This window comes from Bacillus sp. FSL K6-2971 (assembly GCF_038006405.1).
GTDB classification, from domain to species: domain Bacteria; phylum Bacillota; class Bacilli; order Bacillales; family Bacillaceae; genus Bacillus; species Bacillus pumilus.
The window spans coordinates 3,441,751-3,456,256 of the sequence record NZ_JBBOVD010000001.1 but is presented as its reverse complement, the minus strand read 5'-3'; the positions used below and the strand labels follow the sequence as shown (position 1 = coordinate 3,456,256).

Here is a 14,506-nt window from a genome sequence, read left to right as displayed (position 1 = left end):
ATGCATAAGCCAAAGGTGTCTATCATCATGGGCGTCTACAATTGCCAAGACACAGTAGAAGAAAGTATTGAATCCATTCTTCATCAAACATATGACAACTGGGAGCTCATCATATGTGATGACGCATCAACAGACGGCACCTATGAAAAAGTGCTGTCCTATATAAAACGAGAACCTGAAAGAATTCGCCTTATCCGCAATGAGCATAATCAAAGACTCGCTGCCAGTCTGAATCGCTGTCTAGCTGAAGCGAGGGGAGACTTGATTGCAAGGCAGGATGGCGACGATATATCAGTACCTGATCGTTTAGAAAAACAGGTGCATTTCCTTGAATCACATCCTGAATATGATGTGGTCGGGACGGCGATGACCGTGTTTGATGAATCGGGTACAAAAGGTGTACGTACACTGATTTCAGAGCCTGATCGAAAAGTGCTGGCAAGAGGGACGCCTTTTTGTCATGGAACCATTATGATGAGGGTGGCTGCGTACAAGGCTTTAAATGGATATCGCTCTGTGAAAACAACGAGACGGATGGAAGATATTGATCTGTGGATCCGTTTTTTTGCTGCGGGGAGAAAAGGCTTTAATTTACAAGAGCCGTTATACCTTGTGAGAGAGGATGAAGCGGCTTTTCAGCGTCGTAAGTTTCAATATTCGATAGATAATGCTTGGCTCGTTTTAAAAGCATGCTGGTTATTAAAATTGCCGCCGGTTCATTATTTGTTTGCGCTAAAGCCGGTGGTCCGTGCCTGTTTATCACCGAAGATCATGAAATTTTATCACCAGCGGAAGCTGGAGGCGTCTTTGTTGAAAAGGAGGCCGATTCGGGATGAGTGAGCCAAAGCGTGTACTTCATATTGTGGGCGGGATGAACCGCGGCGGAGCTGAAACGATGATCATGAACATCTATCGTGCACTCGATAGAAATGTCCTCCAATTTGACTTCATTACCCACCGGAAGGAGGTCTGTGATTATGATGAGGAAATTCAGAGGCTCGGAGGACGTATCTTTTATGTCCCGAGTATTGGGGCTTCCTCTCCTTTGGCATTTGTTAGAACTTTGACAAAGACGATCAAACGAACAGGACCGTATCAAGCAGTGCATGCTCATACAGATTTTCAAACAGGCTTCTCTGCCCTTGCTGCGAAATTGGCGGGTGTGAAGGTGCGGATTTGTCATTCGCATAATACAGCTTGGAAACAGTCGCCAAATTGGGTAGACCATATGATGCTCAAAGGGTTTCGCCGGCTGATTTTTGCATTTTCTACAAAGCTTGTTGCATGCGGTGAGGATGCCGGCTCCTTTTTATTTGGGCAGAAAAAAATGAAGAATGGACAGGTTGAGGTGCTGCCGAATGGGATTGATTTATCCCTTTTCTTTCAGCCTGATCCAGAAGAAAAGGTGAAGATCAAAAAGCAGCTGGGTCTTCAGGAAAAGAGTATGGTGATAGGTCATATTGGCCGTTTTCATGAACAAAAAAATCACGTTTTTTTTATGGAACTGGCACAGACCTTAAAGAAGCAGGGGGTCTCATTTCAGCTCGTCCTTGTAGGGGATGGACCGCTGAGGCAGGTGGTTGAATCATATGCGGAGAAGGCCGGTTTGTTAGACAACATTGTCTTTACAGGCGTCGTATCGGACGTTCCAGAATATATGAAAGCATTTGATGTTTTTGTCATGCCTTCCTTGTTTGAAGGCCTTCCGCTTGTTTTAGTGGAAGCACAGGCATCTGGATTGCCTTGTGTGATTTCAGATCATATTACAGAGGAAGTAGATTTAGGCTGCGGTCTTGTGAAAAGAATGTCGCTACGGGATTCCGCGCATGAATGGATGAAGGCGGTGCTTGAAGCGTATCATGCAGAGCCTCCTCTTCAAGAAACCATTACGTCCCAGCTTGAACAAAGAGGGTTTGATGTCAAACAGAACATCACACGTGTGATGAGTGGATATGGACTGTAAGGAAGGAATGGCAGATGGCGGTATATTTGGTGAACATGATCATGGTCTATTTATGGTCGAGCTTTGCCGCATTTTACGGCAGGCGTGATGATACCATTCAAAGCGGATGGCGGCCTAACAAGATTCTCGTGTTATTTCCGTTTTTGTTTCTTTGTATTGTCGCTGGTATTCGGTACAAAGTAGGAACCGATTTTGTCACATATGGACAGATGTATGAGTTCTCCGTCAATTATGAAAAGCCTTGGCACATCTTCGGATTTGGTGTGGACAAGGCGGCCACTGACCCAGGATTTACATTTATTTTATGGATGCTCAATCAACTGTCCCATGATTCGCAAATCATGTATATCTCGGTTGGGGCGATCACTTATTTTTTTATCATCAAGACGCTCATTCAATATGGCCGTCCCTTTGAGCTGAGTATGCTGCTTTTTCTCGGCACCTTTCATTATTACGCTTCGTTTAATGGCATGCGTCAGTATATGGTGGCGGCGGTTCTTTTTTACGCCATCCGTCTTGTGATCAATGGTCAGTGGAAATTGTATTTTCCGCTTGTCCTCGTATGTTCATTGTTTCATTCATCGGCTCTTATCATGATTCCTGTGTATTTTATCGTGAGAACAAAATCGTGGTCATGGATGATGCTGGTCTTATGCATGATTTTCTTAGGGTTAACCGCTCTTTATGACCGATTTGTTTCCGTGTTTGTCGTGATGCTGCAAGGCAGTTCGTATGGGCATTACGAGGAATGGCTTACAACGAATACAAATGGAATGAATGTGACAAAAATCGGTGTATTGATTTTGCCGCTTTTGCTTGCTTTTCTTTATCGAAAACGGCTTCGTGAGCTGACGCCTGAGAGTGATTACGTTGTGAATTTTTGTTTGCTCGGTTTCTTGTTTGGGATCCTTGCCACAAAGGATGTCATTTATGCAAGATTTCACATTTATTTTGGCTTGTATCAGCTTATTTTACTGCCGTATTTCACACGCATTTTTGATCAGCGGTCTAATGTCTTTATCTATGTAGGGATTGCTGTTTGTTATATTCTGTACAGCATCATGCTGATGCCGTTCGATTCATCTGTGTTACCGTACAGGACGATATTTACAAAGTAGATTTTGAGAAAGGTGGGGCATGTTGTAATGCCAGCTATCAGTCTATTGGTCGCAGTCTACAATACGAGTCAGTATGTGGAGCAATGCCTTCAATCAATTGCAGATCAAAGTTTTTCAAATATAGAGGTCATTCTCGTAAATGATGGATCTACAGATCATAGCGGAGAATATCTTGAAGCATTTGCTTCGCAAGATCAGCGGTTTCGGGTCATTCATCAAACCAATCAAGGGTTAGGCGCTGTGAGGAACCGGGGCATCGAAGAAGCAAAGGGCACGTATATTGCCTTTGTTGATTCAGATGATATTCTAGCGCCTCATTACTGCGAAGCCTTGTATGAAAAAGCTGAAATGACCGGCGCAGATCTAGTTGTCAGTGAGTACTGGATTCAATTTGAACAGTCAAAGCGAACCATACCAACGACGTTTTTAGCCGAGCGGTCGGCCGAAAAAACGAGTTTAATTGAAGCGTTATTGCATGGAGACATTACGGGGTTCTCATGGAATAAGCTGTATCGACGTGCCTTTATCGAAGAACATCACATTCGATTTCCGCTGCGGGGGGAACTTGAGAACATAGAAGATCAATATGTGACGCTGCGCTGTTTTTCTTTATCACGCGGCATTGCCTTTGTTCATGAACCTCTTTATTACTACCGGGTTCATCTGTCTTCTATTGTGCAGCGATATCAGAAGCAGTATTTTCATCATGGACTAACCTTTTATCATGCGCAGCGCTTGTTTTTGACAGAATATGATGACATCTCTCTGTATGAAAAGGCACTTGATTTTTTTATTGTCAATCATACCCTTCATTGTATGCTCAACGAATGGAAGAGCCAAAATGCACTCTCTCTTCGGGAAAAGCTTGATCACATGCGGGAAATGGTGACACACGAGGCTTTTCAGCATGCTGTCAAACAAGTGGAACCATCGAAGCTCACCGCTCGAAAGCGAATGATTTTATTCCTTGCGAAGTGCCGGCTGGTTTATCCGCTGTCTGCCGCCGCTTCTAGCTATCAAAAATGGATCGAATATCAAACAAGGAAATAGGGGTGATGAGATTGACATTGCAGCAATTGAAGGCGCACGCCGCAGAGTGGCTGCTCTTAAAGGTTAAATATCCGCTTGAATATCGACTGAGCCGCCAAAGCCTGCCAGAGCGGAGTCATCAGAAGAAAATCATTCTCACGCTGCTGCCAGGACATGATAATTTAGGGGATCATGCGATTGCCTATGCGAGTTATTGTTTTTTAAAAGAGTACTTTCCCGCCTACGACATCATGGAAGTGGACATGAAGGAGATCTATCGCCTCGCCCGTCCGTTAAAGCGTATGCGGCACCCAGAAGATATCGTCTGTATCATCGGTGGGGGCAATATGGGGGACTTATACCGTTATGAAGAATGGACGAGACAATTTATCATGAAAACCTTCAAGTCCTATCCGGTGATTCAATTGCCGGCCACTGCCCATTTTACAGAAACAAAGAGAGGAAAAAGAGAGGAACGCCGCGCCATTCAAACATACAAACATCATCCAAGGCTGCTTCTCATGGCAAGAGATCAAACAACCTACACTTGGATGAAGCAGCACTTCCCTGATCAAGATGTGTGGAAACAGCCTGATATGGTGCTGACATTAGATGAATCAAACAAGGAACAAAAACGTGAAGGGGTTTTACTTTGTTTGCGAGAGGATAAGGAAGCGTATCTCACTGAAAAGGAGCGGCGGCAGCTAAAGCAGCATATTCAAGAGACATATGATCAAGTCGGTTTGATCACAACGACAATTGGCAAACGAGTGGATCGAACGACTCGCTTAGATGAATTATCTGCTTTATGGAAAGAGTTAAGTAAGGCGCAGGTCGTCGTGACAGACCGGCTTCACGGCATGATTTTTTGTGCGATTACGCAAACACCGTGTGTTGTCCTCAGGTCGTTTGATCATAAGGTGATGGAAGGGTATGAATGGGTGGCTCATCTTCCGTTTTTGACGCTATTAAAAGAACCGAATGAGGCGTCTGTGAAAGAGGCGATTCATCAGCTGATGAAAACGAGCAGACAAAAGGGAGAGGAAGCTGGATGAAGGCTTTTACACGCTGCGTGAAATCAAAATGAATCGAGCGTTTCTTTACAATGCCAGTGCAAACATCATGACGTTTGTCTTGATGATGCTTATGTCTGTTTGTTTAACACCGTATATCGTTCATACACTTGGAGTCGAAGCATTCGGCTTAATCCATCTGACGCAAAATATGATCAACTATTTATCGGTTATTACGGCGTCATTAAGTGCTGTGGTGGTGCGCTTTTTTTCTGTGGCGGCTCATAAAGGAGAAATGGAGAAGGCGCAGCGCTATCTCTCATCTTATTTCGTCAGTTCCATTTTTTTATCGATTAGCCTTTTTTTGTTTTGTCTGTTCATGTCCCGCCAGCTGGTAGAGTGGCTTCATGTGCCTGATGATCTCGCCAAGGACACACAGACCGCCTTTATATTAGGAGGTCTTTTATTTATGCTCAATTTTGTCATGTCCGGCATTGGGGCTGCGCCGTTTTATGCGAATAAGTTATATGTATCAAGTATTGGTCAGACCATTCAAATGTTTTTGAGGGCACTGATGATTGTGCTGCTGTTTACATGGATGGCACCCGCCATCTGGCATATTCCACTTGCGGCTGTGATAGGAAGCTTGGGGGCTATGGGAATTGGTATCTATTATTTTAAAAAACTCATCCCTTGGTTTTCGTTTAAGTGGCGGCACGTTTCACTATCTTCTAGTCTCACACTTGTTCGATCAGGGGTCTGGCATTCTTTTGAGCAAATGGGGATTTTGCTATTTTTACAGATTGATTTATTGATGACGAATCTGCTCATTGGAGCGGAAGCGACGGGACAGTATGCGGCGATATTACAATTTCCATTATTATTACGCACACTCGCAGGGACATTGGCGGTTGTATTTGCCCCAACGATTACGAAATTTTACTCGAATCAAGATGAAGAAGGTCTCATTCAATATGCAGCCAGTGCCATTAAGTGGAGCGGATTATTTGTCGCGTTTCCGGCCGCTCTGCTAGGAGGACTTGCCGGTCCGCTCATGCTTTTATGGCTTGGACCTGCCTTTGAAGAGCTGAAATGGCTTCTTATGATTCATGCTGCTTATTTATGCTTGACCTTGATGTTTTTACCGCTGACATATGTGCCGACCGCTTTTAATCGATTGAAGGTTCCAGCGGTGGTCACGCTCATATTAGGTGTATCCAATGTACTTTTTGCCTATGGATTGACTCATACGCTTCAGCTTGGTTTATACGGCATTGCATCAGCGGGAGCGATTGTTTTATTGATCAAAAATATTGTGTTTCTGCCATTTTATACGGCCCGCATCACGAATCAGAAACGCACCATCTTTTACAAACATACGATGGTTCCACTTGCAGGAGCGCTCATGATTTGGGGCGTCTGTGCAGGAATTCAAGCGATTTATGACGTGACGTCCTGGTGGGAGCTGTTTTGTATTGGCGGTCTATGTTTCTTTCTTTATATGGGCTACTTGTATCAATTTGCAGGAACAAAACGAGAGCGGCAACAGCTGGTGCATAAGGTAAAACAAGCTGTTTCCCGCTAGTGAGAAAAGGAGATTTCATGATGAAAAGAATGTTAGATGTGATGGTGGCATTGACGCTGCTCATCGCAGGCAGTCTTCTTTTTCTTCTGCTTTATGGACTGATTCGGTGGAAAATTGGGACGCCTGTGTTGTTTCGGCAGAAGCGGCCTGGTCTGTATGGCCGGCCATTTATGCTATATAAATTTCGGACGATGACCGATGAACGTGACGAGCACGGGGTGCTCCTGCCAGATCATCTTCGATTAACAAAAACCGGCGCCTTGATTCGCAAGCTCAGTCTTGATGAATTGCCGCAGCTAGTCAATGTCCTAAAAGGAGAGCTCAGTCTCGTTGGACCAAGGCCGCTTCTGATGGAATATCTACCGATGTATACAGAGGAGCAAGCAAGGCGCCATCTTGTCAAGCCTGGCATTACTGGATGGGCACAGGTGAATGGAAGGAACACGATCTCCTGGGAGGAGAAATTCACTTATGACCTCTGGTACGTCGAGCATCAATCGTTTTGGCTTGATATGAAAATTTTATGGATGACCTTGCTGAAAGTCATCAAAACAGAGGGGGTGCAGCAGCCGCATCATGCCACAGCTGAAAAATTCAAAGGAACCGATATGTAAAGAGCAACCGATTGGTTTAATTGGGGCTGGCGGGCATAGCAAAGTCATTCAAGAAATGATTGCTGCCCATCCCGATTACTCATTATGTGCCGTATTAGATGATCAATTTGAAGAGACTACGACTCAAAGCAGTATCTTGTATGGACCGATCTCCGTGAGTCAACAGCTGAGAGAGACAATGCCACATATGAAATGGCTGATTGCGATCGGACAAAATGAGAGCAGACAGTTAGTAAAGGAACGCCTCTCCTTTGAAAACACGGCATTTTCCACACTCATCCATCCACAGGCGGTCGTAAGTCCATCAGCGGTCATTGGAAGAGGAGCTGTCGTAATGGCAAGGGCAGTAGTTCAAGCCGATGCAGTAATCGGTGAACATGCGATTATCAACACAGGATCTATCGTAGAGCATGACTGTATACTCGAATCATTTGTCCATCTGTCACCGGGAGCAGTGTTAACTGGTTGTGTGTCTGTACGAATGGGAACCCATATTGGGGCAGGTGCTATTGTGATACCCGGGACATCAATCGGAAGCTGGACAATCATTGGCGCAGGAGCCGCAGTAACAAGAGATATACACGATCAGAAAGTCGCTGTAGGCGTTCCTGCAATAGAAATCAAAGATCGGAGAGAGGGTGGGAAATGATGCAAGAAAGAAAACGGATTTACTTATCACCACCGCATATCAGCGGAAAAGAGTATTTGAAAATAGAGGAAGCTTTCAAGAGTAATTGGATTGCACCGCTTGGACCTCTTGTGAATGAATTTGAGCAGGCAGTCGCGCGCTATGCAGGAGTGAATGCAGGAGCGGCTTTATCTTCTGGAACAGCAGCAATTCACCTCGCATTAAAGCTTATTGGCGTTGAAAAAGGGGACATTGTCTTTTGTTCCACCCTCACATTTGTGGCAACTGCAAATCCGATTTTATATGAACAAGCCACGCCCGTTTTTATTGATTCTGAAAGGGATACATGGAATATGTGCCCGCTTGCTTTAGAGAAAGCCTTTGTGGAATCAAAACGACTTGGAAAAAGACCCCGTGCAGTCATTGTCGTGCATTTATATGGACAAAGCGCAAAAATGGACGAGATCCTGGCGTTGTGTGAAGCATATGATGTGCCAGTCATTGAGGATGCGGCTGAATCGTTAGGTGCTCTATATAAAGGAAAAAAAAGCGGCTCAATGGGCAGGTTCGGCATTTATTCGTTTAATGGCAATAAAATCATTACAACATCAGGCGGCGGAATGCTTGTGAGTAATGATGAAGCTGCGATCGAACGCTGCCGCTTTCTCGCTTCACAGGCAAGAGAGCGCGCGATGCATTATGAGCATCAAGAAATAGGATACAACTATCGCATGAGCAACCTGCTAGCAGGCGTCGGGATTGCTCAGATGGAAATATTGGACGAGCGTGTTGAACAAAAGCGCCGCATTTTCAAGCGGTATCAGGATGCGTTATCTAAAGTAGAGGGTCTTTATTTCATGCCTGAATATCAAGACACCAAGTCCAACCGCTGGCTGACGACATTGACCATTGATCGCGATAAAAGAACCTCTCCAGTGGACATCATTGCTGCACTAGAAGAAGAACAGATTGAAGCAAGGCGTGTATGGAAGCCGCTGCACCAACAGCCGCTCTTTCGTGATTGTCCCTTTTATTCAGCGGCGAAAGGCACTCCCGTATCTGAATTGTTATTTGAAACAGGGCTTTGTCTCCCCTCTGGAACAAGTATGACAGACGCTGAACAGGATCGTATCATTGACACACTTCGTCATGCCCTGCGAGAAAAAACCTTCACCTCTTCACAGGCTGCTCACTCGTAAGCAGCCTGCCTCTCTTTTTATCAAATTCATCAATTTGTGGAATAAATAGGTTTATTTATTGTCAATTCGTTTTAAATATGATATTGACAACGGGGTCCTTCCTCCTTAAAATGAAAATGATTATCAGCATCAATTAGGAGGAACATCTTATGTTTATTAGGAGTCAATTTTTTCCGAAAATTAAAATAAATACAGTCATCCCTTTCCTGCTTATCTTTTTATTAGTAGGCTGTTCTCAAGCAAACAATGGGGCAGATGGAAACAAGGATCATCCTGACATGATCACGATGGCTTGGCCGAGAGATATTGGCGAAATGAATCCGCACGTATACAACCCATCACAATTGTTCGCGCAATCAATGATTTATGAGCCATTGGTCAGCTATCAAAAGAATGGAAAGCTAAAACCTGAATTAGCGAAATCATGGGATGTGTCAAAGGATGGCAAGGTGTACACGTTCCATCTAAGAGACAAAGTGACATTTTCAGATGGATCTGAGTTTAATGCAAACATTGTGAAAAAGAACTTTGATTCCATCTTAAAAAACAAGGATATACATAGCTGGTTAGGTGTGATAAAAAAGATCAAAAAGACAGAAGCAGTAGACAAGAAAACGTTTAAACTCACATTAACAGAGCCATATTATCCAACTGTTCAAGAATTAGCCGTTGTCCGCCCGGTTCGTTTCTTAGGCGAAGCAGGCTTCCCTAAAAACGGTGATACGTCAAAAGGAATTGAAAAACCAGTGGGGACAGGCCCTTGGGTATTAAAAACATATCAAAAAGATGACTATGCCATTTTCGAACGAAATGATCATTATTGGGGAGAAAAACCAAAGGTCAAAGAAATCAAAGTCAAGGTCATCCCAGATGCGGAAACGAGAGTCATGGCATTTGAAAAAGGTGATGTAGACATCCTTTACGGAGAAGGAACCATTAGCCTGGATGCCTACAAACAGTTAGAGGCGAGCGGTAAGTATGAAACAAAAATGTCAGAGCCTGTAGCAACGAGACAGCTTGTCATGAACACAAAAGTCGATCAGCTGTCAGATGAGAAAGTGCGACATGCCCTTCAATATGCGATCAATAAGAAATCAATGGTAGAAGGTGTCACCTCTGGCTTAGAGGATGAAGCAGATCACATATTGCCGACCAACATGCCTTACACATCTGATATTAAGGTGAAGTCGTTCCAATATGATGTAGACAAAGCGAAAGCATTGCTGGATGAAGCAGGCTGGACACTACCAAAAGGAAAAACCGTTCGTGAAAAAGATGGAAAAACGCTTGAATTTAGTATGATGTATGATTCAGCAGAATCGATTCAAAAAGCGATGGCTGAGACGCTTCAAGCAGAATGGGGTGCCATTGGCGTTGGTGTCAAACTTGAAGGTGTGGAACTGGCAACACAGGTGCAGCGCTTTAAAGCTAATAAGTTTGATATGAACTTCTTTAGCAACTACGGAGCGCCATATGATCCGCATACATTTATGAACGTCGTCTCATCAGATGGTTTTGGATTCAAAGAAGCCATCTCAGCCTATCCAAATAAGGACAAGCTGATCAAAGAAATGAGCGAAATTCCATCAACAACCAATGAAAACAAACGAAAAGCACTTTATTCGTCTGTCTTATCTTCATTACAGGATCAAGGGGCAATTGTGCCAATCTCTTATTTTAAAAAGACAGCCGTTTATCAAAAAAATGTGAAGGACTTTGAGTTCCCAGCAAATCGCGACGAACATCCATTCACAGGTATTAAGCTGAAGTAATAGAAGGAAGGTTAGGAAATGGGCCGCTATATCGTCAAACGCATGCTATCAATCATCCCTGTATTTTTATTAGCCACTCTTTTCACGACTGGTATGATTCACCTTTCGCCAGTTGACCCGGCTGAGGCATATTTAGCAGCGGCTCATATCCAGCCAACGGATGAAATATTAGCGCAAAAACGAAGTGAATTTGGTTTAGACCAACCGTTTTATATGCAGTATCTTCACACCATTGAAAAAGTCATTCATCTTGATTTTGGCAAGTCATATATGTCCAACCAGCCTGTGCTCAATGAGGTGATCTATAGAATACCAGCGACGATTCAATTGGCGCTGACTAGTCTACTGATTGCAATTTGTGTCAGCATTCCACTCGGCTTTTTCAGCGGCATGAGGAAAAATGGCATCGTTGATCATGTGAGCCGGCTCATTTCTTTCTTAGGAGCATCTATCCCTACGTTTGTCTTGGGGTATTTGCTCATCTTCTTTTTTTCAGTGAAGCTCGATCTTCTACCGGTAGAAGGGGTGGGAACATGGGAGCATCTCATCCTGCCGTCGGTCACACTGGCCGTCCCTTTAATTGCGATGTATACAAGGCTATTACGATCAAGTGTGAGTGAGGCGCTTCAAGAGCCGTTTGTTCAATATGCGAGAATCAGAGGATTAAAGGAACGGTCGATCATGTTCAAGCATGTATTGAGAATCGCGATATCGCCAATGCTGACAGGGCTTGGGGTGAATCTTGGCAAGCTGCTGACAGGAACCATTATCGTAGAGGCAGTTTTTTCATGGCCAGGGTTTGGGCGTTTCTTTATTGAAGCGATCTTTAACCGGGATCTGCCGGTCATTCAATTCTATGTCCTCATGGCAGCATGTATCTTTATCTTGAGCAGCTTGATTGTGGACTTACTTCAGCTGATCATTGACCCCCGTATTTCCAGAAAGGAAGGCCGCCAGACATGATGACAAAAGGAAAAAATCTCTTCTCTCATCAAAAGCTGATCTCGATCTGCGTGGTGCTCCTTGGTCTATTGCTGATTGTGACAATATGTGCGCCGTGGATCGCTCCACATGATCCGGCGGCTGTCAATCTAGCGATGAAGCTAAAGGGGTCTTCGTGGGAGTATCCTCTTGGGACAGATCAATTAGGCCGATGCAATTTATCTCGAATTTTATATGGTGCACGTGTTTCACTAGGCTGTGCGTTATTAATCTTTCTCTCTTCTTTATTGATTGGGTTAATCGTTGGTTTGTTGTCAGGTTACAAAGGTGGCTGGATCGATCACGTCTTAATGAGAATCTGCGACGGGATCATGGCATTCCCGAACCTAGTGCTGATCCTCGGATTAGTCGGCATCTTCGGTCCTGGACTTTCTCAAGTAGTGCTTGCCTTGATGCTTGTGCAGTGGGTATACTATGCTCGCGTCTTCCGAGGGATGGTGCTAAGTTTAAAAGAACAGAACTTTATTGCTGCTGCGAAAATTAGCGGAACATCCCACTGGAACATCATGAGAAAGCATATGATTCCAAATGTCCTGCCGCCACTCGCGGTCATTGGCACACTCGAAATGGGCTGGGCAATTATGGACATTTCAGCGATGTCCTTTCTCGGATTAGGCGTTCAGCCTCCTATGCCTGAATGGGGAGCGATGATCCATGAAGGGAAATCGTATATTCAAACGAATCCTCAGTTGATGCTGTATCCAGGTCTTGTCATCATGGCTGTCGTCGTCCTCTTTAATTTACTAGGAGAAGCCCTTTCAGAGAAATATGGTATCAAACGCCGTGTGTAAAGGAATGATCAATGTGCAAGAGTCCATTTTACAAATAGAGAACCTGCATGTGCAGACGAAAACGCCTCATGGGACAACCTCTCTTATTCAGGACGTATCGTTTGAAGTAGGGCGAGGTCAAATCGTTGGATTAATAGGTGAGAGCGGCTGCGGGAAAACGGTGACAAGTATGTCGATCTTACATATGCTTGACCGGAAAACAACGGATGTTACTGGTAGCATCACATTACAAGGACGAGAATTGATCGGTATGAGTGAAAGGGCTATGCGCTCTATTCGGGGCAAAGACATCTCATATATTATGCAAAATCCAATGAACAGCTTTACGCCAGTATGGACGATCGGTCATCAGCTGATTGAAACCATCCGCCGGCATACCACTGTCAGTAAAAGGCAGGCAAAAGCGAAGGCAATGGATGCGTTAGCGCAGATGAATCTGCCGCAGCCAGATAAGCTGTTAAACAAGTATCCTTTTGAACTAAGCGGCGGCATGCTGCAGCGTGTCATGATTGCCATGGCTGCCTGTATGCACCCGCCTCTCCTCATAGCAGATGAACCAACAACTGCTTTAGATGTACACACACAGAAGCTGGTGCTTGAGCATCTGAACCAAATTCGTCATGAGTATGGAACCGCCATTTTGCTCATTACTCACGACCTTGGCGTCATTGCAGAAATGGCAGATCAGGTTGTTGTCATGAGACAGGGAGAAATGGTTGAAAAAGCAGAAGTGCTTGAGCTTTTTGAAAACCCCAAGCATGATTATACAAAGAAACTATTAGCAGCTCGTCCATCCATCCCAGCTGTTTGCCCGATTTGAGGTGAGAAGGCCCTTGCATTTATTAGAAGTGAAAGCAGTTAGTCATTCATACAACAGCCGGTCGTTTCTGATGAGAAAAAAAGGCGCAGACCAAGTCTTAAACGGCGTCAATTTAATCATTGAAGAAGGCACGTGCGTCGGATTGCTGGGGCAAAGCGGCGCAGGGAAAAGCACGCTAGGCCGTATCATACTTGGTCTAGAGAAGCCAAAAGCCGGTCAGGTTCTTTTTGAAGGGCAGGATATTTATTGTGCAGATCAAAGAACACGCAAACATTATCGCCGGCATGTGCAAGCGGTGTTTCAAGATTCGTACTCGGCGGTGAATCCAAGGTGGACAGTCGAACAAATTTTATCCGAACCGCTTGAAAACTATGAAACCATGAGCCGAAAAGAACGCAAAATCGTGCTGATCCATTGGCTGGAAAGAGTCGGGCTCAGCGAAAAGGACTTGTCTAAATATCCGCATCAATTCAGCGGTGGCCAGCTGCAAAGGATCAACATTGCAAGAGCCTTATTGCTGCAGCCAAAGCTCGTCGTACTGGATGAATCCGTCAGCAGCTTAGACATGGTCACACAGGGTGTCATTTTAGATTTATTAGTAGAATTAAAGAAGGAACTAGGTGTCGCTTACTTATTTATTACACATGATATGACGGCAGCCTATCACTTAAGTGATCAATTGGCGATATTAGATCAAGGTGAACTTGTTGCTCAATTTCGATCAAAGGATGATTTCTTTTCATCTGAAGAGATAGCGGTGCAAAAGATGAGAGATGCAATGCTCGCAGACCATCCTTTGTCCCGAACAATTGGCAGACCGGTTCGATAAATCTTCATTACATCAATGCCTCTTTTAGAAGAGGCTCAGCGTGTAGACAAACCCTCGCATTCGTTGTCAGGTCTGCGCGCTGGTGCTCACGAATGTTCAATTCGCTCCGCGCCAGTGCTCGCCCTTCCTAGACTTCAAAGGTT

14 protein-coding genes are annotated in these 14,506 nt (G+C 44.5%); all 14 read left to right on the top strand.

The window, feature by feature from the left end; all coding sequences use genetic code 11:
• The 14 genes from MHI33_RS18510 to MHI33_RS18445 all read left to right on the top strand — a co-directional run bounded on the left by MHI33_RS18510 (position 1) and on the right by MHI33_RS18445 (position 14,363).
• Entirely contained in the window at positions 1 to 840 is an 840-nt protein-coding gene (locus tag MHI33_RS18510) for a glycosyltransferase family 2 protein (RefSeq protein WP_340913052.1), read from the top strand.
• The gene (locus MHI33_RS18505; protein ID WP_340913049.1) at positions 833 to 1,963 is read left to right on the top strand and encodes a glycosyltransferase family 1 protein; all 1,131 of its coding nucleotides are present in this window, start codon (positions 833 to 835) and stop codon (positions 1,961 to 1,963) included. The genes MHI33_RS18510 and MHI33_RS18505 overlap by 8 nt, the downstream gene beginning before the upstream one ends.
• A 14-nt stretch (positions 1,964 to 1,977) precedes the next feature.
• The gene (locus MHI33_RS18500; protein ID WP_340913045.1) at positions 1,978 to 3,081 is read left to right on the top strand and encodes an EpsG family protein; all 1,104 of its coding nucleotides are present in this window, start codon (positions 1,978 to 1,980) and stop codon (positions 3,079 to 3,081) included.
• Positions 3,082 to 3,108: 27 nt separating this feature from the next.
• On the top strand, positions 3,109 to 4,131 hold the full coding sequence (locus MHI33_RS18495) for a glycosyltransferase family 2 protein (RefSeq protein WP_340913042.1): 1,023 nt from the start codon (positions 3,109 to 3,111) through the stop codon (positions 4,129 to 4,131).
• A 5-nt stretch (positions 4,132 to 4,136) separates the two neighbouring features.
• Positions 4,137 to 5,165 carry a polysaccharide pyruvyl transferase family protein gene (locus MHI33_RS18490; protein WP_340913039.1) on the top strand — a complete coding sequence of 343 codons (1,029 nt, stop codon included), beginning with the start codon at positions 4,137 to 4,139 and terminating at the stop codon, positions 5,163 to 5,165.
• Positions 5,166 to 5,193: 28 nt separating this feature from the next.
• On the top strand, positions 5,194 to 6,708 hold the full coding sequence (locus MHI33_RS18485) for an MATE family efflux transporter (protein ID WP_065097991.1): 1,515 nt from the start codon (positions 5,194 to 5,196) through the stop codon (positions 6,706 to 6,708).
• A gap of 20 nt (positions 6,709 to 6,728) precedes the next feature.
• Positions 6,729 to 7,322 carry a sugar transferase gene (locus tag MHI33_RS18480; protein WP_012011319.1) on the top strand — a complete coding sequence of 198 codons (594 nt, stop codon included), beginning with the start codon at positions 6,729 to 6,731 and terminating at the stop codon, positions 7,320 to 7,322.
• Positions 7,285 to 7,971 (top strand): acetyltransferase, encoded by a 687-nt coding sequence (locus tag MHI33_RS18475; RefSeq protein ID WP_340913034.1) that lies wholly within the window; start codon positions 7,285 to 7,287, stop codon positions 7,969 to 7,971. Before MHI33_RS18480 ends, MHI33_RS18475 begins: the two co-directional genes overlap by 38 nt.
• Positions 7,971 to 9,149, top strand: coding sequence for a DegT/DnrJ/EryC1/StrS family aminotransferase (locus MHI33_RS18470; RefSeq protein ID WP_340913870.1), 1,179 nt, complete (start codon positions 7,971 to 7,973; stop codon positions 9,147 to 9,149). The genes MHI33_RS18475 and MHI33_RS18470 overlap by 1 nt, the downstream gene beginning before the upstream one ends.
• 149 nt (positions 9,150 to 9,298) lie before the next feature.
• The gene (gene nikA, locus MHI33_RS18465; RefSeq protein ID WP_065097994.1) at positions 9,299 to 10,921 is read left to right on the top strand and encodes a nickel ABC transporter substrate-binding protein; all 1,623 of its coding nucleotides are present in this window, start codon (positions 9,299 to 9,301) and stop codon (positions 10,919 to 10,921) included.
• Positions 10,922 to 10,939: 18 nt separating this feature from the next.
• Positions 10,940 to 11,884, top strand: coding sequence for a nickel ABC transporter permease subunit NikB (nikB, locus tag MHI33_RS18460; protein WP_044138987.1), 945 nt, complete (start codon positions 10,940 to 10,942; stop codon positions 11,882 to 11,884).
• A complete protein-coding gene (nikC, locus tag MHI33_RS18455; RefSeq protein WP_044138986.1) occupies positions 11,881 to 12,714 on the top strand; it encodes a nickel ABC transporter permease subunit NikC in 834 nt (277 codons plus the stop codon). The genes nikB and nikC overlap by 4 nt, the downstream gene beginning before the upstream one ends.
• A 4-nt stretch (positions 12,715 to 12,718) precedes the next feature.
• Complete coding sequence (locus MHI33_RS18450) at positions 12,719 to 13,534, top strand: ABC transporter ATP-binding protein (RefSeq protein ID WP_181462029.1); 816 nt, start codon at positions 12,719 to 12,721, stop codon at positions 13,532 to 13,534.
• 13 nt (positions 13,535 to 13,547) lie between these two features.
• Positions 13,548 to 14,363, top strand: a complete 816-nt coding sequence (locus tag MHI33_RS18445; RefSeq protein WP_106067301.1) for an ATP-binding cassette domain-containing protein — start codon at positions 13,548 to 13,550, stop codon at positions 14,361 to 14,363.
• Positions 14,364 to 14,506 lie beyond the last annotated feature (143 nt).